This is a genomic window from Kitasatospora sp. NPDC036993, from assembly GCF_055607525.1.
Map to the genome: position 1 here is coordinate 120,624 of NZ_JBVJRP010000004.1, position 20,651 is coordinate 141,274.

Sequence of the window (20,651 nt, forward strand, 5' to 3'; positions counted from 1 at the left end):
GATGATCGTGGAGGTTTCTCGGGCCCGCGCTACGCGGCCGGCAGCAGCCGCTCCCGGACGGCGGCGATCCGTGCGGGCGTCACACCGGCCGCGAGCAGGTAGCCGGCCGGGTCGAAGCCGTCGAGCGCGGCCGCCAGCGCGGCCTCGGCGGTGGTCCCGGCCTCGGCGAGCACCGCGTCGATCCGGCGGTACGGGTCCGGCAGGCCGAGCATCCCGTACAGCGGGCGGACGTTGGGGCCGCTCAGCAGGTAGTCCTCGGTGATCGCGGTCCGGTCGACCCCGGCCAGGGCGAGCAGCAGCAGGGTGGCCAGGCCGGTGCGGTCACGGCCGGCGCCGCAGTGCACCACCACGCCGCCGGGGCGGGCGCCGGCGATCGCGGAGACCAGCGCGGCGGCGGCGTGCGGGCAGTGGCCCAGGTACGGGCGGAGCGCGAGCGGGGTGCCGTCCAGCCGCCCGTGGGCCTCCCACCAGGCGGGGCCGGCCAGTTCGTCCAGCGGGACGCGGACCAGGTCGACGTCCTCGGGGAGCGGGAGGAGCGGTTTGTACTCCTCGGCGTTGCGCAGGTCGACCACGGTGCGGACGCCGTGGTCGAGGAGGGTGTCCCAGCCCTCGGCGGTGAGGCGGTCCAGGTTGTCCGCCCGGACCATCGCGCCGCGGGCGGTGAGCCGGCCGGACGCGGTGGGCAGCCCGCCCAGGTCGCGGACGTTCAGGCAGCCGTCCCAGACGAGCGTGCGGTCCTCGGTCCTGATCGGCGCGTGCGTCGTCCGGTTCATGGGGCTCCCCGTTTTCTCGCCGGGGGTCCCGTTACCCCCTCGTTATAACGACTCCCGGGGGATCCGGATGGTTCCTCGCTGTTCGAGTCCCCGGAACCGGCTGTTCGGGAAAGGGGCGGGCCGGGCGCCCGGGACGGACCGTGTGCTCAGGCGGTGGTCGGGGCCTCGGCCTCGGCGCGGACCAGCCGCACGATCGGGTCGGTCGCGGTCTGTCCGAGCAGCGAGCCGGCCACGATCGCGCCGATCAGGAAGACCGTGGACAGCCAGGCCATGGTCGACACCGGAAGGGTGAAGGCGCCGGTCACCCGGGCCGCGCACTCGGCCAGCAGCACGGTGCCCCAGATGCCGGAGAACAGGCGCTCGTGGCGGCGGAAGGCCCGCGACCCGGCCGCCCGGCCCTCTGCCAGCCGCTGCCAGGCGGCGGCGCGCTCCCGCCTGCCCCTGGTGATGAAGGGCATCAGTATCGGGGTCATCACCGGCCGGCCGATCAGCGCGGAGACCAGGATCGCCAGCGCCACGGTGCCGCTCAGCCCGCCGTCCTTGGCGATCATCAGCCGGGCGTCGCCGGTGACGAAGGTCAGGGCCAGGCCCGCCAGGTTGACGGTCAGCATCAGCGCGGCCCACAGGTTGAGCACGCGTTCGCGCAGCAGGCCGAGGACGGTCCTGGCGGCCGGGAAGGCACTGCTCCAGGCCAGCGCGGCGAACTCGCTCAGACCGAGGGCCGAGTGCAGCAGGAAGTAGCCGGCGAGCGGGGCGGCCACGTCGAGGGCGAGCGGGCGGAGCCCGGAGACCAGCGGGTTCGGCGCCTCGGCGCCGGTGGCCGCCGGGGCGACCGGAGCGGGAGCGGTGACGGTGAGGGCGGCGGCACTGACGGTCTGGCTCACGGTGGGTTCCTCCTCGGCTGGTGGCCGCGGGCCGCTGCCCGCGTCGTGCCTCCAGTCTTTCCGTCCGACCCTCCGTCAGAGCAGTGCCGTCCGTTGCGTCATCCGCGTGACAGCTGTCATGGTGCGCGCCGTGACACCCCCTGTGACCTGCGGTTTCCTGGGGCGTGTCAGAAACGCCCTAGCCCTCGACGGGGAAGGTCCACAGCTCGCGGCCCAGGGTGTCCAGGCAGCGGACGGTGCCGAAGCGCTCGTCCCCGGCGGACAGGAAGCCCCGCGCGGTGCCCGCCAGGACGATCCGGGCGACACCGTCGCCGCTGGTCCAGGCGCCGGTCAGCACCAGTGCCCGGCCGGCCAGTTCGGCGCGCTGCACCCGGGCCACCGAGGCGGTCAGCAGTGCGGCGTTGACCGCCTCCAGCTCGGCGGGGGAGAGGTAGGTCCCGCCGGTGGACGTACGGTCCGCCTCGGCCCGGCGCCGCAGTTCCGGCAGGCCGTAGTGGCGCACGGCGGCGACGGCGTCGTCCAGCGGGAGCCGCCAGCGCGGCCCGGGCAGCACCTCCCACCAGACGTCCTCGCCGACCGGCAGCACCTCGCCGATCCGGGCCCGCCAGGTCTCGACGCCGTACCGGGTGCGCGGGTCGGGCCGATGGCCGGGGAGGGCCGCGGCGGTCCAGTCGGTGCGGCGGACCAGGCTGAGGCCGAAGGTGAAGGGCACCCGGTCGGCGGCGGGGCGCTCGACCAGGCCGAGCAGCAGCCAGTGGGTCTCGTCCGGCAGGCTGAAGGTCCGGCGCCACCCGGTGAGGCCCAGGGTGCGCAGGGCGGGTGCGAGGTGCTCGCGCAGGCCCTTCGCGTGGAGCTCGTGGGCGTTCGTCATCACGGTCTTTCCTGCTGGTCGGGCTGCCGGGGGGTGGTGCTTCCCGCCGGATCGGAGCGGCCCGGAACGGCCCGGACGGACCTGGGGAGGGAGCGCGCGACCGGGCCCGCACGGGTCGTGCGGGCGCCCGCGAAGGGGCCCGCGAACGGCGGGGTCACGGCGGCGGGCCGGGTGCGTCGGCGGATCCGGCATCCGGGCGCGTCGGCGGCCCGGACTGCTTCGCCTACCGACAACGTAGGCCGGACGGGCCCCTCAGGACCGTGGGCGAACGGCAGCAGTCCTCGGGACCTTGGCCCCGGCCGGACCGGTCGTTCGGCCGGGACCGAGGCGTTCGCCCGCATGGCGCATCATGTGGCGGGTGCAGAGTGCAGAGCGCCCCGGAGCGGGCACCGGCGGCCCCGTCGGCCGGTCCGGACCAGTACCACCCGCCGGCCCGTCGCCCGGCCCGGATCCCGCTCCCCCCGACCTGACCGAGGCGGTGCGCGCCGCGCAGGGCGGGGACGAGGAGGCGTTCCGGCTGCTGTTCCGGACCGTCCAGCCGGGTCTGCTGCGCTACCTGCGGGTGCTGGTCGGCGGCCGGCCGGAGGACGCGCAGGACGCCGAGGACATCGCCTCGGAGACCTGGCTCCAGATCGCCCGCGACCTGCGCGGCTTCTCCGGCGACGGGGACGGCTTCCGCGGCTGGGCCGCCACCGTCGCCCGCCACCGGGCCCTCGACCACCTGCGCGCCCGGCGCCGCCGTCCGGTCGCCGACCTGCCCTTCGAGCAGCTGGCCGGGCTGGCGGCGGGGGACGACACCGCGAGGGCCGCGCTGGCCACGGTCGGCACCGCCGACGCGCTGGCGCTGATCTCCCGGCTGCCGCGCGACCAGGCCGAGGCGGTGCTGCTGCGGGTGGTCATGGAACTGGACGCGGAGAGCGCCGCCCGGGTGCTCGGCAAGCGGGCCGGCAGTGTCCGGATGGCCGCCCACCGGGGCCTGCGGCGGCTGGCGAAGCTGGTGGAGCCGCTCGCCGCGGGGAGCGGCATCCCGGCCGTCAGGGGCGACGGAGCGGCCTCCGGGGGCCCGGCGACCGCGGCCGGTGCGCCCCCCGGAACGGCCGGTGCGGCCCCCGGAACGGGCGGTGCGGCCCCCGGAACGGGCGGTGGCGAGGCCGCCGGGCGACCCGCGGGGAAACCCGCGAAAAAAAGTTCTCCGCAGGGTGTGACAGAACGCCGGGCCGCGACGCTGAAGGACATGAGATGAGCACCAACCGATCCCGTCGGATCGACCGTGATGCCGCCGAGCAGCTGCTCGGTGGCGCCGTGGGCGGCCCGTCGGCCGGGCAGGACGCCTCGCTCACCGGACCGGACGGCGGTCCCGGGCAGCTCGCCCGGGTGCTCGCCGCGGCCGCCGCCCCCGCGGCGGCCGGCGAACTGGCCGGGGAGGAGGCCGCCCTGGCCGCGTTCCGGGAGGCGAGTCTCGCGCCCGACCCGACAGTGACCCCCGTCCGGAGACGATCGATGGCAACCGCCGCGCTGGCCAGGGCCTTCAGCACGAAGGCCACTGCCGTCGTGCTCGGCGCCACCGCGCTGTGCGGCGTCGCCGTCGCCGCCGGCACCGGCAACCTGCCGTCCGCGCTGGGCGGTGGCCCGGCCGAGGCGGAGCACACGCTCGGCGGCCGGGGTGCGACCGCCGACCCGGGGCCGGGCGCCCCGGCCGACGGCTCGTCGGCCGGCGTGACCCCGTCCGGTGCCGTGGCGTCCGGTTCCGCCCGTCCGTCCGGCAGTGCCTCCGCCGGACCGCAGGCGGTCGTCCCGTCCGACCCCGCGACGCCCGGCACCTCCTCGGCCGAGGGGCGCGGAGCCCGCCCGGCGGTCCCGGCCGTCCCGTCCGCGCTGGCCGGCCTCTGCACCGGCTTCGCCGACCGTACGGCCAAGGGCGAGCGCCCCGGCCGGCTGGCCGGCGACCCGCTGTTCGGCCCGCTGGTCGCGGCGGCCGGCGGCGCGGACCGGGTGGCGGCCTACTGCGAGGCCGCGGCCGAGGAGGGGGACGGCGACCACCAGGGCGCCGGCACCTCGTCGCGCGAACCCGGGCGCACCGGTACCGGCAACGGCAACGGCACCGTCCCGGGAACCGGTACCGGTCCGGGCTCGAACGCCGGGGCCGGCAAGGGGAACACCGACGGCGGCCGGGCCGGCGGCAGCGGCAACAGCAACGGCAGTGGCAACCAGAACGGCGACCAGGGCGGCAACGCCGTCGGCGGCGGCAACGGTCAGGACTCCGGCGGCAACGGTTCCAGACCGGGCAAGTCCGGCGTGACCGTCCCGCCCCCGCGGACCGGCCCCGCCCCGCCGGACGTCCACCCGGGCAGGACCGGCCGGACCGAGGGCGAGCAGTCGTCCGGGAGGTAGCCCCCAGAACTCCGGGTGGGCGGCGAGCGACTCCCCCCGGGCTCGCCGCCCACCCGGAACAGCACCATCGCGGTACCCCGTGGGACCGGTCGGACCGACAGGACCGGCAAGGCCCCGCGGGCGCAGTACCACCCGAAGACCCCGGGTGGGCGGTGGGCGCCCCCGTGCCCTCCGCCCACCCGGCCGGCTCCGGCCGGACCGGCAGGCGCACCCCGGACGCGCCGCCGGCCCGGCCGGCCCGGAAACGTGCGGCCCGCCCGCCCGCAGTCAGGGCGGGCCGCACCCCCGTGCCGGCGGCCGGGGGACCGCTGCCCGGTCCCCCGACCGCCACCCTCCGCCCCTGGTCGGCCCGTTCGGCCGTGCGGCTATCGTGCACAGGTGCACGAGGCGGCCCGGAACCCCGGGCAGGGCACGTGAGGGGAGCTCCAGGTGATCGGACGGGCGCTGAACGGGCGTTACGAACTCGTCGGCATGCTCGGCGTCGGCGGCATGGCCACCGTCTGGCGCGGCGTGGACCGGGTGCTGGGGCGTCAGGTGGCCGTCAAGGTCCTCAACGGCGGCCTCGCCGACGACCCCCGCTTCGCCGAGCGCTTCAGCCGCGAGGCCCAGCACGCGGCCATGCTGGTGCACCCGGGGATCGTCATGGTCTTCGACTCGGGGGTGGACCAGGGCACACCGTTCATCGTCATGGAGCTGGTCAACGGCCGGTCGCTGGCCGCTCTGCTGGCGGAGCAGCGGGCGCTGCCGGTGGAGCGCGCCGTCGGCATCGCGGCGGCGGTCTGCGAGGCGCTGGCGGTCGCGCACGCGGCCGGTCTGGTGCACCGGGACATCAAGCCGGGCAACATCATGATCACCGACGACGGCGGGGTGAAGGTCGTCGACTTCGGCATCGCCAGGGCCGGCTCCTCCAGCAACCTGACCCAGACCGCGAGCGTGCTCGGTACGGCCGCCTACCTCTCGCCCGAACAGGCCACCGCCTCGGCGCTGGACGGGCGGACGGACCTGTACGCGGTCGGCTGCGTGCTGACCGAGATGCTCACCGGCGCGACTCCGTTCACCGCCGAGACCCCGGTGGCGATCGCCTTCAAGCACGTCAGCGAACAGCCGCTGCCGCCGTCCGCCCGGCGTCCCGGCCTGCCGCCCGCCCTGGACGCGGCGGTGCTGCGGCTGCTGGCCAAGAACCCGGCCGACCGTCCGGCCGACGCCGCCGCCGCCCGGTCCGAACTCCTCGGCACCGTCCCGGGGTTGGCGGTCGGCAACCCGACCGTCGACCTGCTCACGGGCGCCGGGGCCGCCACGCGGTTCCTTCCGCCGGTGCCGTTCTCCCCGCCGCCGAACCAGCAGCACACCACCGTGCTGCCGCCCCAACCCCCGGCCGCCACCTCGGTGATGGCGCCGATCCCCGTTCCGGCGGCCGCGCCCCCGCTCCCGCCCGCTCCCGCCCGGAGCCGCCGGAAGCCGCTGGTGCTCGGGGCGTTGGGCGTGGCCGGCCTGGCAGGCGTCACCGCGCTGGCCGTCACCGCCTTCGGCGGACCGGCCGGTGACGCGCCCGCCGCCAAGCCGGCCGCGGCCACCGCCCCGGCCGCGAGCCCCACCGCCACCACCACGGCCCCGAAGCCGACCGCCACGCCGAAGCCGACCGCCACCTCCTCCGTCCCGGCCGCGACCCCCACCACTCCCTCGGCAGCCCCGACGTCCGCCCTGCCCGTCCCGCGCAACCAGCCCGCCGCGCTCCAGGTCCAGTCCTTCCGCCAGGCCGTCGCCCAGGCCGAGGTCGGCAGGGAGCGCGACAAGCAGACGGACCTGCTGAGGATCCTCGACGCCACCGCGGCGCGCCTCAACGAGGGCAGCCCGGACGACGCCGCCCAGGAGCTCAAGTCCGCCCAGAAGGTGGTCAGGGACATGGGCAAGAAGCACGCCGTCGACGTCCCGACGTACGCCAACTGGAACGCCCGGCTCTCGGCCCTGTTCGCCACCCTCCACACCGCCGCCGATCTCCAGGACGACTGACGGTCCGCCAGAATGGACCCATGCTGACGATCGGTTCCCTCGTCCTCGGTGTCTCCGACATGCCCCGCGCCGTCGCCTTCTGGACGGCCGCCCTCGACTACGCCCCGCGCGACGGCCTGGTCGGGGCCGGCTGGACGGTCCTCGTCCCGGCCGGCCCTGGCCACGGCGTGCAACTCGCCCTCGGGCTCAGCGAGTCCCCGGTCCAGGAGGAGCCGCGCGTCCACCTGGACCTCTACGCCGGGGACGCCCAGGAGCAGGCCGCCGAGGTCGGGCGTCTCGTCGCCCTCGGTGCCGAACGGGTGGACTGGAAGCGCTACCCGGAGGACCCCGACTTCGTGGTCCTCGCCGACCCCAACACCTCTAACTCCCACTTCTGCGCCTACCGCAGAAGTCCTGCATAAGCCCCGCCCAGGCGAACCCGGACGGGGCAGAGGGTCTAGCCGATCAGCTTACGGAGGGCCGGTGCACAGTCGTCACAGCCCCATACGGTCCACCCGGCCCCGGTCTGCTGCTCCACGTGGCCAATGGCGGTCACGCGGCAGGTGCCGGAGCACCGGGCGCAGATGTGGGTGACACCGGGTTCGGGGGTCTCTTCCTGGTCGGTGGTGTCGGTCATCACGCCACCGCCCCGGTAAGTACCCGGTCGGCGGTGGTGGCGTCGTCCAGCCAGTGAAGCGGGTCTGGCAAGTCAAGCTGTACTGCGAAGGCTGCCGTGCGTCGTTCGGTCTTCACCCACTCCTCCATCTGTTCTGCTGCCTGCTTCTTGAGTACGGCTGCCTTCTCGCCGTCGGGGATCTGCTCCCAGGCTTCGAGGTAGAGCGGGACCACCCTTGTGGGCTCCGGGAGGGGCATGGAGCGGATCAGCAGATGAGCGGGGAACGGTCGGCGCCACCCGCAGATGACGGGGGCTTCCTGGGGCGCCTGGGCGTTGGGGGCGCGGTGCTCTCCCCGTGCCGGCAGCAGCAAGCGCAGCGCCCAAAGGGCAGCCAGAACGATAAGCTGGGTCATGTCTTAGCTCCGAGAAAGCTAGGGCCATCCCCGGGATCGTTGGCGCGGTCGCCGGGGTTTTGTTGCATTGAAAGTACCTTGCTTGTATAGGTACGTCCACCCATGAGCAGGCTCATGCATGGGTATGGCTCGACGGACAGGCTTGTCTAGGCTTCTTCCTATGACCCTCTCCGTGATCGACTATGAGTCCCCCGATCCGCCCTATAGGCAGATCGCAGCGGACCTGATCAGGGATATCGAGAACGGCTCGCTTGCAGTCGGGCGCCCGATCCCGTCCGAATCTGATCTTGTCCAGCGGTACGGCGTCGCCAGGAACACGGCCCGGAACGCAATCGCCTATCTCAGGAGTGAGGGGTACGCCTTCACGGTGCCCCGGCGCGGCAGCTACGTGAAGGACCGCACGAAGTAACCCCGCCCAGGCGGACCTGGACGGGGCTTTCTCGCCCTCAGGCCGGTTCGATCCGGCCAACCGGGTGGTAGGTCACGGTGACGTCCGCCCATTCCTGGCGTCCGCCCGGTTCGTACGTCCACTTGCCCCGCTGCATCGCGACCGCCTGGCCGTGGCGGAGAAGGATCTCACCGAAGTCGGCCATCACGGACGGGACGTCCAGCGTCCACCAGCGTCGTGCGGCTTCCGAAATCAGGTGCGCGGCCAGTCGTTCGAACGAATGCGTGGCAGCGAACCCGTGGACGTCGGAGCCGCCGGAAATAACCCCGGGAATACCGGGCTGCCCCCGGAACGTGTACTCGGCGCGCCACGTTTTGCCCTCTGGGTTGAAGCCGCCGCCGGAGGTCTCGCCCATCACGCGTTACGCCGATCCGGCGCCGGCTGCGCCATGTACAGAAGCGGCTGACGGAGTCCACCGTCCAGGACGCCCAGGGCGACCCGGAGGCGCGTCAACATGTACGAGTCTACGAGGTCGTTCAGCTCATCGAGCGACGCCCACCGGTGCCCGCTGAACGCCTTGAACCCGGCGACCGGGACGCCCTGTTCGGCCAACAGCTTCATCTCCAGAAGAGACGCGTCCCCGCCGTCACAGACGATGCTGAACCCTTCGACGTCGCCCGTCGCCGGGTTGGCCGGGACCTGGTCGACGCCCAGGTGATGCGTGGGCACCCGACGCAGACCGGTCTGTTCGGCGAGTTCTCGCGCTGCACCGTCCGCTACTTGTTCGCCAGGGCGGACGAGTCCCCCCGGCAGCAGGAAGCCCGGCCGGTCCGTGGGTTCCATGAGCAAGACCCGCCCATGCACGTTCCTGATCAGAACCTCAGCTCTGACCCAACGCTCCGGGCGCCGAATATCCTTGCTGTTCAAGGGAGTTACCGTCCAATGGTGGGCACGATGGGCCCCGCCCCGGGGGAGACAGGAGAGGAAACAGCCCCGGGGCGGGAGTTTGAACTGCCGGCCCCCGGCCAAACGTTGTGTCAGAACATCCGGCGGGGACCGGCGCCCCGGCAATCGTGCCGGGAGTCGAAGGGGGCTACTCCGGGTGGTCCCTGTGCGGAACAACTCCCACGTCAAGCCGCTGGGCAAGCTCCGCCGCTTCCTGACTGGGCGGTCCGACCAGGGTCACCGGGCACTCCCAGACGTCGTTCACCGTTCCCGGCTCCCGAAGGTAGGCGTAGTGGCCCGTCGTGCGGTGAACGATGCCGATCCGCCCGCCGGCGCGGGAGTCCCGTGCGACGGAGCCGAGTGAAGCAACGTTCAACTGGGGTTTCACCTCCGGCTCAGAAGTCCTGTTCCGTGCTTCTCGGCGGAGCACGACCACGCGGCGCTCTGCTCCCTTCGGACTCGTCCTCGCCATGCGCCTCTCCTCGATGTGGATGATGAGCCCCCCGCCCGGTCGTCCGCGTCCGTCCCTTGGCACGTCACCGGGACGGGGGGTTGTGCTTCCCGGCGGCAAGCAGGCTCCCGTCGGGGGTCTTCAGGTGGTGGCCCCGCCCGTCCACGACGGGGGTTGGTTGCGCGTACGGACGGGACCGTTCCCGTACCAAACCCTTCCGCCCACTTTTTTCAGCCCCGGGGCGGGGTACGGGAGTTGAAGCCGTCCCGGCCGGACGTCACGTGACTGATAGTCCGGGCGGGACGGGGGTCTGTAGGTGTTACTCGGGGGCCGATGGCAGTCCCAGACGGCGCCGATCGAGTTCCGCCCGAAGCTCCACGTGCCGGGGGGTCACGTGGGCGCGCTCGTCACGGATGATCCGGCGACGCCGTTGGCTGAACATCGTTACCGGCCAGGCGAATTGAAGGTGGAGCCCCCAGAACATCTGAACCGTGACTACCGGGTGGGTGACCCGGTGGAGCCACAGTCGGCTCCAGGACCGGACTGTCACACCACGACGCGGGCGGCGTTCGCCTCGCTGCGGCGCTTCGTGCCGCACACCTGAACGCGGTCGTCCTCCGGGTGCAACTCCACGTACTCCGGCGGCAGCAAGAAGCCGAAGTGACCCGACGCGCACGACCACTCGGCGAACCTGTCCGGGCCCGGCTCGTTGGCGACGATCACCTCGCCGTCCCTCGGGCACACGTCGGGCTCGGACTCCAAGTCCGTATCGGCCAGGGGCGGGGAGCCGGCGGACGCCGACTGGGGGTGCGTCGGGGTTGCGGGGGTGCGTCTACGTGGCGCCATGGGGGGCTCCGTTCCGTAGTGCCTTGGCTACCAGGAGCGCCCACTTTCCTCTAGCCTCCTTCGGTACGCAACGTCCCGAATCCGCTTGCTAAGTAGAAAAATTGGCCCATGAACAAGTCCAAGCTAGACCCCGGAGCGTCACCCGCATCTGAGTTTGGCGCCTTCCTTCGCAGCAAGCGCGAGGAACGGGGCTGGCGACAGCAGGACGTCGCACAGATGATCGGCTGCACGCCTACCCACATCTCTCAGATGGAAAATGGTCACAGGCGCGCAACTCCACCTGTTGCACGGGAACTTGACAAAGCATTTGCTATGGGGCCGATCTTTACGAACAAGGCCCGCGAAGGCGACTCCGCCACGCTTCTCGAAGGCTTTGCTGCCTACGTAGCCGAGGAAGCGAAGGCCACAGAGCTTCGCGTGTTCACCCTGGGCATCATCCCCGGCGTCCTACAGACGCTCGACTACGCAAGGGAGATCGCAGCCGGAGCGGTTCGACGCGGCAGCATCACTGCCGAGAGGGCCGACAGGCGGGTTGCCGTTCTCGCACGCAGGCAAGAGAAACTGCGACGCGACCCACCGCCAGTGATCCATGCAGTCCTGGATGAGAGCTGCATCCAGCGACCGATCGGCGGCGCCAGCGTCATGGCTGGTCAGCTGGATGCCCTGATTGAGTTCGCCGCCATGCCGCACACCATGCTTCAGGTTGCCCCGTTGACCCTTGGTGCTGATCGGGCGTTCGATCTCCCGGTCTACATCCTGACCTTCCCGAACCGCGCGCTCATGTGCTACGCCGAGAGTTCACGGCAAGGCAACTTGGAGCGGGACAGTGCGGCCGTGCTACCTATCCTCGGGACCTACTATCAGCTCCAGGCCATGGCACGTTCACAGGCGGACTCTGTGGCTCTGATCAGGGAACGAAGGAAGGAACTGCCGTGACCGCCGTGTGGTTCAAGTCGTCATACAGCAGCAACGGCGGAGAATGCGTCGAAGTGTCGTTCAGTGGCCTCACCGGCACCGTCCCCGTCCGAGACTCCAAGGACCCCGAGGGGCCCGCGCTGATCTTCCCAGCCGCCGCGTGGGCTTCGTTCGTCGCCGCCGTCAGCTCCGGCGAGTTCGGCGATATCTGACCCGGCCCGGAACGCAGAAAGACCCCAGCGGGATGGTCCGCTGGGGTCTCTTGCTTGCATGGGCTACTCAGTAGTGCGAGGGACAGCCGCAGATCACGCTGACTTCGTCCGGGCGGGGATCGGTCCTCAGCTCGGCGCGGAACAGCGCGACGTAGACCGGCCAGAGTGGATGGACTTCGATCTCGTCTGACCGCTGGTCTCCCAACATGCATGCCAGATCACGGAGTTCATCGCTCGGACTGTTCACGGCGGTATGCCTCCATCGCTGTCCGGGCGGCAGCCTGAGCCACCGCGATGGGATCGGCTTCGACGGCGGTCTCGCTGACCCGTTCATGTGCCGACAGCGCGGCATCGAGCTGCCCCAGGAACCGCAGCAGCGGGTGCGAGACCGGCACGCCAGAGGAGCCGGCCACCATGACGCCTTCGGCGGCGATCTGCGCGGCTACGGCATCCCAAATGGCCCGGAGTGCCGGGTAGCGCTCCCCGGTCGGTCCTGTGGGTGCTGGGCGGCTTCTGGTGACCGCCTCTGTGGCCTTGCGGGCCCGCGAGGCTGCCCGCCGGTGTGCGTCCGTGCAGTACCGGGTGCGCGGGTCGGCGGTGACAGGAATCTCGGCGCCGCACGGCGAGTGCGCGCACCTTCGTTTCATCTCTTCCCCTTTCGAGTTGGCGGACAGTCCGTGGGGGCCTGGGCGGGACGGACGCGTACGGCGAGCTGGGACCGGGAACGCCAGCGGGCACGCGCCGGGAACTTTCACCGCGCTCTCCCTCTGCCCAGCGGCCGGTGCGCCGGATGTCAGGCGCAGATGATCACCGTGCCCGGCTTCGGTGTCCGGCGCCGGTGGAGTCTCGCCCCTTCGAGCACGGGCAAGCCGTCGGTCCGGCCCGTGTCCCGCCAGCACGCGAGGCAAGACGTGTGTACGTTGTGACGCTCACGCCTGCCGCCGTCGCGGATCGGCGTCGTCCACGCCAGGACGACGGCAGCCACGTGTCCTGTGCCGGTGCAGTGCTGGCAGGGCACTGGCACGTTCCTGAGTCCGATCTCGGCCAGGCGCGCGGCGATCTCGATCAGCAGTGGCTCACGGTGCGGCGGTCGGCCGTGCCAGCGCCACAGGGCGGCGAGATGGGCCGCCCCCTTCCTCAGCATCCCCATACCCGGGACACCCCCCTACCTCCGGTGGTCGTGATCACTTCTGGGCCTGTGCCCGCTGTCGCTGGCTGCGGAGCTGTTGGGCTTCGTCGTCCGTGAGCTTCGGCGCGGACACCGTGAAGCGCTTGCTCGGGTCGGCCTGGTGGTCGGCCATCTCCTGAACGTGCTGCGCAGCCTGGGCGGCCATCATCTCCGGGGAGTTCAGGTAGGACTCCGGCTGGTCGGCGAGCAACCGAAGGTCCGGGGTCTTGGCCGGGAGCGTGGCGCTCACGATCTGCACCGACCCGGCTTCCTGCACCCAGACGCCGGCAACGCGGGCGAGCGCGCGGAACAGCGCCCGGTCCTGCAAGAACGCCTCCGGGGCGGTGCGGGAAACCGTGATCGAGATACCGCTGTGCAGTCCGACGAAGATTCGCGAACTGTCAGCCACCACAGCCGTATTGGCGGGAAGGAACTGGGTGACGACCGGTACCAGTCCGTAGATCCCTTCCTTCCACTGCGCGGCGGGTATCTCGGCACGGAGCGCTTCGGCGGCCACCGGGTCGACCCATAGGACCGTGGCCTCAGCGCCGGTGGCTTCCATGCGCTTGATAGCCGCGCTGATCTCAGTGACGGACGGAGCCGCGTTCTTCGTAACTCCCTGAGGCAGTAGCCCAGTTACACGGCGCGGGTCGTTCGGGTCGGCCGGTCCGGCGCCGTTGAACAGGCCCTTGTCGATGCCCCGCGCCATGGCGAGCGCAAGGGACTGGTTGATCCCGGCAACGAGATCCGGACGGGCGTCCTGAAGGACTTCGGACGACGCCTTCTCCAGCGCGCCGAACTTGGTTGCCCAGCACGTGCGGGAGGGCAGGTCCGTGTCCGATTCCGGGATCGGCGTGTTGGCGTCCACGTATCCGCCGTCGGCGGTCTTGGTCGCCGGGAGCATCATCGAAGCCTCGTGCATGGGCAGCTTGTTCGACGCCGGGATGTTCGCCAGGAAACGGGACTTCGGGCCGATCAGGTTTACCCACAGTGCGGCCGGTTCCGTAGCCGTCCACTGAGAGCCGTTCGGAATGGCACGCCGGTTCACAGGAAGGAATCCGTCCGCCGTTCGGATAGGTACGTCGGTCATGCGGGACTCCCTCTCGATCGGATGGGCAGCGTCCAGGGAACGGGCGCTTGTGGTCGTCGTCGGGTAGGCCGGATTGGTGACCGGGCCGAGTTCGTAGACGGTCATCGACGTGATCACGCGGACCGGAAGACCCGTCTCGGGGTCGTCATCGCTGGCCCGCTCCTGCCCGCCCGGGTTGACCCGGAAAGTGAACGAGCTGCCGACCACGTCGCCCCGCCGGATCAACTCAGCGACGTCTTGGCCGGCTTGTGTGTTCGGGACGTCGATCTCATAGCGAATCCCCGACGCGTCCGCAGTGAGCCGGAGTGTTCCCGAACTGCGCCGGCCAAGGACGTAGTCAACGTTGTGGTTGAACGTAGCGAGTACATCGCTTCGGTCCGTCGCCGGAGTCCACGCGGCCGGGGCGATCCGCTCCCGGAACCCGCCCAGATCGTGGCTCAGCTCATTGAAGCGAACGGCATACCCACTGATCGTGTTGACGCCCCCAGAACTCCGGATCGAAACGCCGAACGGCGCCGTCCTCTTCTGGATGCCCGTATCGCGCATCAGCGCAGATGACATGGAACCCCCTTCCGGGTTCTTGGCTTTCTCAAAGGGGCTAGAGCGCAAGGACTTCCCGGACCCGAGGATGATGCGCAGATGGTTTGGCGCCGTTTCCTGATTGCTTAAGAGTTTTCTATGACGTACTGGAAAACTCGTCAAAACATCACTACACCATCGGCCCCGCCCGATCCGGCCGCTGATGGGCCAGGCGCCCCGTGCGAGCGCCGACCTGGAAGGACCCAGACGCCCGCCTGCGGGCATGAAGAAGCCCCGGCAGGCTCAGGGCCTACCGGGGCCGCGTGGGGCTGTCAGGCGGCCACGGGGGCCGCCGTTCGGATCTTGCTGTGGGCTGCCGGGCGGTCTCCCCGGACGTCGGACTCCGCCTGTCGGGAGATGGCGTCAAGCTCTTCGGCGACCAGGTCCAGTTCGCCGGACATGCTGAAGTTGACGCGCCGGGTATCAAGCTTTCGCCACCCGCCCCGCGTGCCCTTTCGTACGTCGAGCCGAACCCCTGCGTCGACCAACATGCCCCGTCGCTGGGTGGTGTCCGCCTCCTTCCATTCGTCCGCGTAGGTGCGTCCCGTGGCTGTGACGATTCGTTGCGGCTCCGTCTTCTCCCGGGACTCCAGCTCGATCAGCCGACTGTCGAGGGCGTCACGGCGCTTTTCCCACATCGCAAGCGCTGACTTTGACTTCTGCTTCCCCTTCTCTTCCAAGTGGGATTCGTACTCCGCCATGGTGGAATTTATCTCGGGCTGGGGGTCATAGCCCGGAATCTCGACTGTGCGAGTCACCGGGATAGGGCCAGCCAAGCGCAGGAATTCGGAAGTGACGAAATCGTCCACCCAGTCGTGCCGAATATAGGCAGGCTGCTCGCATTTCACGCCGCGCGCGTGGTGGCCGCACCCGTAGGTCGGGTGCTGTGCCGTGCTGCTCTCCTGTCGGTTGAAGTACATGCGGCCCCCGCAGCCGGCGCAGTGAACTACAGCCAGCAGCAAGGCATTTGAATCTGTTCGCTCGCTGGGGTACTGCGTCGATCGCGAGTCGAGAACCGCGCCGACCTGATCAAACTCTTCGCGAGTCATGATCGGGTTCAGGGCGGCCATAACCGGATTCCCCTGACCGTCCCGGACGGGCTTCCCCTTGTGCATCTTCCAGCCGAGAAGTGTTTCATTGCGGAGTATTCGAGTAATGACGCCCGGAGTCCACTTGAACCGGTCCCGTGTGAGTCCCTTTACTCCTCCGGTCTTTCCGCCCGTTTCGCGACCGTTCTTGACGGCCCAGTGATCGCGCGGCGTGGGCACGTTATCCGCGTTGAGGCCGATGGCGATTGCGGAAACGGTCCGGCCTTCCAGCAGTTCACGGATAATGCGCTCGATCACCTTGACCGCGTCGGGGTCCGGGACGAGCGTCCATCCCTTGCCGCCGAACTCCTCAGGCATGGGGGCGGGCATGTAGCCGTACGGCGGACGGCCACCACCGCGCCAACGGAGCGGCATGGCCCGCAACGCGGCCTGGGCGCCGCTCACGCGGTCGCTGATGCTCTGGGCCTCGAACTGTGCGGCGAACGCCAGCATGAACAACTGGAGCTCCGCCATGGGGTCCATGGCGTTGCGGAAGTCGAAGACCTGCCGCCCCCCGCCCAGCCCCTCGGCGAAGACGAGCACCTTCCGCTGCTTCCGCGCCCAGTTGGCGAGCGCGTACATGTCCTGCATCGACCGGATCGCGCGGTCGAAGCGCCAGAAGACAAGCGCGTCGTAGGCATCCGGGTCGCTCAGCCAGCGGAGAAGCTGGGGGCGCTCCCACGGGCTGGTCTTGGATGCGCTGACGTCAAGGTCGACGGCTTCTCGTAGGGCGTCGCCCTGGCCGAAGTCGATACGAAGCTCACCGGCTACGTGGTCGGCCGCGTCGCGCTGCCGCTCAGGGCTGGTGGTCTCGTCGGTCAGCACCGAGAGGCGAACGCACCGGACGCCCCGAAGGGTCTCGGTGAATACCGTCCCAGCCAGAAGATTTTTGGTCTCTTTGGTCACAGCGGGCTTGGAGCGCACCGACTTCCCGCGACCCGCAGACGTGCTCCTGACCAGCGTTGCCATACCCATCCCGCTGCCACTCCAGAACTACTAGTTCAGAGTGTTGGGAGACACCGAGGGCAACCGGTTCTGCGTGATCGACGCCGGCCGCTCCTGAGCCCACAGCGTTGTCCACAGCCTGTGGACAACGCTGTGGGTCTACCGCAGCGCGGGGGAAGCCGGCCGGGCCGACGTCCCCCGCGAGACGCTGCCCGGGGGCCGGGAGCGGTGGCCGGACTCGCCGGACACCGGACTCAGCCCTTCCCCCGGATCCGTCGCTCCACGTTCCCGCGGACCGCCCGCGAGGCGGTCCCGGCCGCCGCCGCGAGGAACACGAAGTTGTACCCGATCTGCAGCACCACCACGAGCCGGGCCGTCTGGCCCGCCGGGGTGATGTCGCCGTACCCCACCGTCGCCAGCGTGACGACCGTGAAGTACAGCGCGTCCAGCCGCGTCTCCAGCCCGGCGAACTCCGGCTTGTGCGAGCCGAGCACGTAGTACGTCGTCGAGAAGACGGTCAGCGCCAGGCAGATCAGGAAGGCGAGCCAGACCACCGGCCGCTTCGCCGTTCCCCTCAGCACCCCGACGATCTTGGCCAGCAGCAGGCAGGTCAGCCCGACCAGCGCACCCGCGAACACCAGCCAGCTCAGCAGCGGCCGGCGGTCGCCCAGCCACTCCAGCGGCAGTGTGAAGTACCCGGTCATCAGCAGCGTGGACGCGCACAGCAGCCAGCACCAGGCCCGCAGGTCGACGGGCGGCGGCAGCGGGTTCTCGGACATCCCGCCCAGCTTCTCCGCAGGCGCTCGCGGCCGCCCCTCGGGCTGCTCCGCTCAGGCCAGCCCCCGCTGGATGGCCAGCACCGCGAGCCGCACCCGGTTCGGGCTGCCCGTCTTGGTCATCAGGTTCGACACGTGGGTCTTCACCGTGGTCACCCCCAGGTGCATCCGTCCGGCGATCTCGGCGTTCGACAGCCCGTCCGCGAGGTGCCGCAGCACCTCGCCCTCCCGCTCGGTGACATGGACCGGCGCACCCCGCCGCTCCGCTCCCGCCCAGTCCTCCGCCGCCCGCGCCACCACCCGCCGCAGCACCGCCGGGCTGTACGGGCTCTCGCCCGCCGCCGCCCGCCGTACGGCGTCCAGCACCGCGCCCGGCTCGACGTCCTTGGCGAGGAAGCCGCAGGCGCCGGCCGCCAGGGCCGGGTAGAGCCGGTCGTCGTCGTCGAAGGTGGTCAGCACCACGACCCGGGCGGAGGGAAGGCGGGACAGCAGCAGCGCGGTGGCCTCGATGCCGTCCATCCCCGGCATGTGCAGGTCCATCAGCACCACGTCCGGCCGCAGCCGCGGGGAGAGCTCGACCGCCCGGGCGCCGTCCGCCGCCTCCCCGGCCACCGTCAGGTCGTCCGTGGACTCGACCAGCATCCGCACCCCGGCCCGGACGAGCTGCTGGTCGTCGACGATCAGCACCCTGGTCATGCCGCCACCCCCAGCGGCCAGGAGGCGGCCAGCCGCCAGCCGTCCGGCACCGGACCGGCCTCGATCGTGCCGCCGACCAGGGCGACCCGCTCCCGCATCCCGAGCAGCCCGTGCCCGCCGCCGCCCACCGGGGCCGGGCCGCCCGCCCCCTGGGTGTTCTCCAGTTCCAGTTCCACGTTCCCGTCCTCCGTCGTCGCCCGCAGCCGGACCCGCGCCCCCGGGCCGGCGTGCTTCACCACGTTGGCCAGCCCCTCCTGGACCAGCCGCAGCACCGTCAGCCCGCCGATCGCGTCCAGTTCGGCGAGCCGGCCGCCGATCACCGCGTCGACCCGCAGCCCGGCCGCCCGCGAGCGCTCCACCACTCCGGCCACGGCGGCCGGCAGGTCGGCGGTCTCGGCGAGCAGCGGGGCCAGCTGCCCGGCGTCGGGCTCGCGCAGGGCGGTGAGCAGCCGGCGCAGGTCGGCGAGGGCGGCGGTGGCCCCGGCGTGCACGTCGTCCAGGACGGCGGTGAGCCTGGGGTCGGCGTCCGGCAGGACGTGCCGGGCGACGCCCACCCGCAGCACGGTGGAGGCCAGGTGGTGGGCGACCATGTCGTGCAGCTCGCGGGCGATCGCGGCGCGCTCGCCCATCCGGGCGCCCCACTCGGCGAGGTCGCGGCTGCGCTCGGCCTCCCCGGCCCGTTCCTCGGCCGCCCGCCGCACCCGTTCGGCGGCCCTGATGTAGGCGGCCAGCAGCACCGGCACGCCGCCGAACAGCGCTGTCCGGTAGAGCGCGGCGGGCAGTGCGGCGGGCAGTGCGGCGGGCAGCGCGGTGGACAGTGCGGCGGGTGCTGACGGCCAGGTGTGCGCGAGTTCCGCGCAGAGCAGGACGGCCCACAGCCACACCACCCGGCGACCCCACCGCCGTACGGCCAGCTCGAAGAAGGCCGCCGCCACGCCGACCTTCACCTCCACCTGCACGGCGTGCGCCACGGCGGGCACGGTCAGCGCGCACTGCCCGAGTGCCACCGCGAGCGGCAGGCGCCCGCCGAGCGCCGCGAGCAGCAGCGAGCCCGCGGCGACCGCCCAGTCGGCCGTCGTCAGCGCGTCCGGACGGCCCGCCAGCAGCAGGTACCCCAGCCCGGAGGCGATCAGCGCGGGCCGCAGCAGCCGCGGGCCCCTCCACGTCGTTCCCCACACTCCGTCGACCCTAGAAGGCGTGGGGCCCCGGGTGATCGTCCTTCAGGGCGAGACCGCGGCTCCTCCTTCAGGCCGCCCGGGCTCCCGGCCCCGCCCCGGCTCGTCCAGCAGCTCCAGCACCGCCAGGACGGCGACCAGTCCGAGCGCCAGACAGAGCGTCACCAGCACCGTCGGGTGGCTCCACAGCACGAAGGCCAGCGCCGCGAGCGCGACGGCCAGCCAGCCGAGTGCGGCCTTCCAGCGGTGGACGAACCGGCCGACCGGCCCGGGCCGCAGCCCGGCCCGTCCGGCCACCCGCCGCACCGAGCCCAGCCCGGCGCGCCAGCCGCCCCGGACGGTGCGCGCCCACCGTCCGCCGCCGATGGCCCAGGTGCCGAGCGCGACCAGCAGGCCGAGCGTGACCGTCACCCGGACGGCCGAGCGCAGGTAGCGCACCAGGGTGTCGTACACCGCCTCGGCCGCCGCCTGGTCGACGTCGGCCGGGAGCCTGTCCAGGTAGACGGCCCGGAACACGCTCAGCCCGATGCCCAGCAGCAGGGCCCCGCCGGCCATGCCGAGGGCCGTCGCCACCACCGCCCGGCGGCGCCGCGCCGCCAGCAGCACCCCGCCGAGTGCGCAGGCGCCGGCCAGCACCGGCACCCAGAAGCCGGCCAGGTCCAGGACCCGCAGGGCGGTGCGGACCTCGGGGAGGGCGTCGGACCGCACCAGCGGGTACGAGGTGTGGATCTCCGGGATGCGGGAGGCCAGCGGCAGGCCCTGGTCCACCAGGGCGGTCTTCACCCGGGCGATCACCGGGGCGAGGTCGAGCACCACGGTGTCGTCGTGGACCTCGACGGCGCCGCCGCCCTGCCCGGTGACCATCTTCTCGACCGCGGCGTGGGCGTCCCGGTTGACGTCCGTCCAGACGGTGACGAAGGCCTCGCTGTCCACGAACCGCGCGACCTGGGTGTGGACGAATCCGCCGAGCCCGCTGTCCAGGGCCTGGCCGATGCCGCCCAGCAGGGCGCCGAGCCTGGGCTTGTCGTCCGGGGCGATGCCGTCGAGCAGCGAGTCGAGCGGGAGCTTCTTCATGATCTCGGCCGTCACCCGGTCGGTGACGGCCGCCTTGACCCGCGGGTCCCTCGCCAGCGGGACCATCGTGGCCAGGTAGCGGTCGGTGTCGCTGATCTCGGACCTCGCCCAGAGCGCGAGGGCGCTGAGCGGGGTGAGCACGCAGGCCAGCACGATCAGCAGGGCGGCGAGGAAGGAGCGTGTCCGGTGCCGCGGCGGGCGTGGCACCGGCCCGGTGGCCAACTGTCGGGCGAGCTGCGCCTCCTGGGCCTCGACGGCGCTCAGCCGGGCCCGCAGCTCGGCCAGTTCGTCGCCGGGCTGGTCGGTCGGCATGCCGGGACTCCGTTCCTCCGTGGGTGCATATCAGGAGATAACGGATCAGATCGG

Annotated in this window: 21 protein-coding genes; 7 read left to right on the forward strand and 14 right to left on the reverse strand. The window is 71.8% G+C overall.

The genetic code is table 11. The features are described 5' to 3' along the window. Positions 1-29: 29 nt before the first annotated feature. The 3 genes from ACZ7C5_RS09595 to ACZ7C5_RS09605 all read right to left on the reverse strand — a co-directional run bounded on the left by ACZ7C5_RS09595 (position 30) and on the right by ACZ7C5_RS09605 (position 2,528). Positions 30-773, reverse strand: coding sequence for a tyrosine-protein phosphatase (locus ACZ7C5_RS09595; protein WP_470322360.1), 744 nt, complete (start codon positions 771-773; stop codon positions 30-32). 146 nt (positions 774-919) lie between these two features. After that, positions 920-1,657, reverse strand: a complete 738-nt coding sequence (locus ACZ7C5_RS09600; RefSeq protein WP_470322361.1) for a VC0807 family protein — start codon at positions 1,655-1,657, stop codon at positions 920-922. A gap of 178 nt (positions 1,658-1,835) precedes the next feature. After that, positions 1,836-2,528, reverse strand: a complete 693-nt coding sequence (locus ACZ7C5_RS09605) for a hypothetical protein (protein ID WP_401080368.1) — start codon at positions 2,526-2,528, stop codon at positions 1,836-1,838. Positions 2,529-2,877: 349 nt separating this feature from the next. On the opposite strand from ACZ7C5_RS09605, the gene ACZ7C5_RS09610 reads away from it, so the two are divergent. From ACZ7C5_RS09610 to ACZ7C5_RS09625, 4 genes are all read left to right on the forward strand, one after another. Next, positions 2,878-3,771, forward strand: a complete 894-nt coding sequence (locus ACZ7C5_RS09610) for an RNA polymerase sigma factor (protein ID WP_470322362.1) — start codon at positions 2,878-2,880, stop codon at positions 3,769-3,771. After that, complete coding sequence (locus ACZ7C5_RS09615) at positions 3,768-4,919, forward strand: hypothetical protein (RefSeq protein ID WP_470322363.1); 1,152 nt, start codon at positions 3,768-3,770, stop codon at positions 4,917-4,919. Before ACZ7C5_RS09610 ends, ACZ7C5_RS09615 begins: the two co-directional genes overlap by 4 nt. Positions 4,920-5,348: 429 nt before the next feature. Then, the gene (locus ACZ7C5_RS09620; RefSeq protein WP_470322364.1) at positions 5,349-6,929 is read left to right on the forward strand and encodes a protein kinase domain-containing protein; all 1,581 of its coding nucleotides are present in this window, start codon (positions 5,349-5,351) and stop codon (positions 6,927-6,929) included. Positions 6,930-6,949: 20 nt separating this feature from the next. Then, positions 6,950-7,330 (forward strand): VOC family protein, encoded by a 381-nt coding sequence (locus tag ACZ7C5_RS09625; RefSeq protein ID WP_470322365.1) that lies wholly within the window; start codon positions 6,950-6,952, stop codon positions 7,328-7,330. A gap of 214 nt (positions 7,331-7,544) precedes the next feature. On the opposite strand, the gene ACZ7C5_RS09630 is transcribed toward ACZ7C5_RS09625, so the two are convergent. Further along, entirely contained in the window at positions 7,545-7,937 is a 393-nt protein-coding gene (locus ACZ7C5_RS09630) for a hypothetical protein (protein WP_470322366.1), read from the reverse strand. 160 nt (positions 7,938-8,097) lie between these two features. Here ACZ7C5_RS09630 and ACZ7C5_RS09635 point away from each other — a divergent pair, with 160 nt between their 5' ends. After that, a complete protein-coding gene (locus tag ACZ7C5_RS09635; RefSeq protein WP_401080356.1) occupies positions 8,098-8,346 on the forward strand; it encodes a GntR family transcriptional regulator in 249 nt (82 codons plus the stop codon). A 37-nt stretch (positions 8,347-8,383) separates the two neighbouring features. On the opposite strand, the gene ACZ7C5_RS09640 is transcribed toward ACZ7C5_RS09635, so the two are convergent. From ACZ7C5_RS09640 to ACZ7C5_RS09650, 3 genes are all read right to left on the reverse strand, one after another. Then, positions 8,384-8,743 (reverse strand): hypothetical protein, encoded by a 360-nt coding sequence (locus ACZ7C5_RS09640; protein WP_470322367.1) that lies wholly within the window; start codon positions 8,741-8,743, stop codon positions 8,384-8,386. Further along, positions 8,740-9,252, reverse strand: a complete 513-nt coding sequence (locus tag ACZ7C5_RS09645) for an NUDIX domain-containing protein (protein ID WP_470322368.1) — start codon at positions 9,250-9,252, stop codon at positions 8,740-8,742. The genes ACZ7C5_RS09640 and ACZ7C5_RS09645 overlap by 4 nt, the downstream gene beginning before the upstream one ends. 1,015 nt (positions 9,253-10,267) lie before the next feature. Continuing rightward, a complete protein-coding gene (locus tag ACZ7C5_RS09650) occupies positions 10,268-10,444 on the reverse strand; it encodes a hypothetical protein (RefSeq protein WP_401080350.1) in 177 nt (58 codons plus the stop codon). Positions 10,445-10,675: 231 nt separating this feature from the next. Between ACZ7C5_RS09650 and ACZ7C5_RS09655 the strand changes: the two genes are divergently transcribed. Together ACZ7C5_RS09655 and ACZ7C5_RS09660 are read left to right on the forward strand one after the other, a co-directional pair. Next, complete coding sequence (locus ACZ7C5_RS09655; RefSeq protein WP_401080349.1) at positions 10,676-11,503, forward strand: helix-turn-helix domain-containing protein; 828 nt, start codon at positions 10,676-10,678, stop codon at positions 11,501-11,503. After that, entirely contained in the window at positions 11,500-11,694 is a 195-nt protein-coding gene (locus tag ACZ7C5_RS09660) for a DUF397 domain-containing protein (RefSeq protein WP_401080347.1), read from the forward strand. Before ACZ7C5_RS09655 ends, ACZ7C5_RS09660 begins: the two co-directional genes overlap by 4 nt. A gap of 227 nt (positions 11,695-11,921) precedes the next feature. Here ACZ7C5_RS09660 and ACZ7C5_RS09665 read toward each other — a convergent pair whose 3' ends face one another. From ACZ7C5_RS09665 to ACZ7C5_RS09695, 7 genes are all read right to left on the reverse strand, one after another. After that, on the reverse strand, positions 11,922-12,110 hold the full coding sequence (locus ACZ7C5_RS09665) for a hypothetical protein (RefSeq protein ID WP_401080343.1): 189 nt from the start codon (positions 12,108-12,110) through the stop codon (positions 11,922-11,924). A 768-nt stretch (positions 12,111-12,878) separates the two neighbouring features. Further along, entirely contained in the window at positions 12,879-14,513 is a 1,635-nt protein-coding gene (locus ACZ7C5_RS09670) for an HK97 family phage prohead protease (protein ID WP_470322369.1), read from the reverse strand. 290 nt (positions 14,514-14,803) lie between these two features. Continuing rightward, the gene (locus ACZ7C5_RS09675; RefSeq protein WP_470322370.1) at positions 14,804-16,525 is read right to left on the reverse strand and encodes a recombinase family protein; all 1,722 of its coding nucleotides are present in this window, start codon (positions 16,523-16,525) and stop codon (positions 14,804-14,806) included. Positions 16,526-16,818: 293 nt separating this feature from the next. Further along, on the reverse strand, positions 16,819-17,343 hold the full coding sequence (locus ACZ7C5_RS09680) for a potassium channel family protein (protein ID WP_401080336.1): 525 nt from the start codon (positions 17,341-17,343) through the stop codon (positions 16,819-16,821). Between the two features lie 51 nt (positions 17,344-17,394). Beyond that, positions 17,395-18,036 (reverse strand): response regulator, encoded by a 642-nt coding sequence (locus tag ACZ7C5_RS09685; RefSeq protein WP_470322371.1) that lies wholly within the window; start codon positions 18,034-18,036, stop codon positions 17,395-17,397. Continuing rightward, on the reverse strand, positions 18,033-19,214 hold the full coding sequence (locus tag ACZ7C5_RS09690; RefSeq protein ID WP_470322372.1) for a sensor histidine kinase: 1,182 nt from the start codon (positions 19,212-19,214) through the stop codon (positions 18,033-18,035). The genes ACZ7C5_RS09685 and ACZ7C5_RS09690 overlap by 4 nt, the downstream gene beginning before the upstream one ends. A 42-nt stretch (positions 19,215-19,256) precedes the next feature. Continuing rightward, positions 19,257-20,597 carry a hypothetical protein gene (locus tag ACZ7C5_RS09695; protein WP_470322373.1) on the reverse strand — a complete coding sequence of 447 codons (1,341 nt, stop codon included), beginning with the start codon at positions 20,595-20,597 and terminating at the stop codon, positions 19,257-19,259. Positions 20,598-20,651 lie beyond the last annotated feature (54 nt).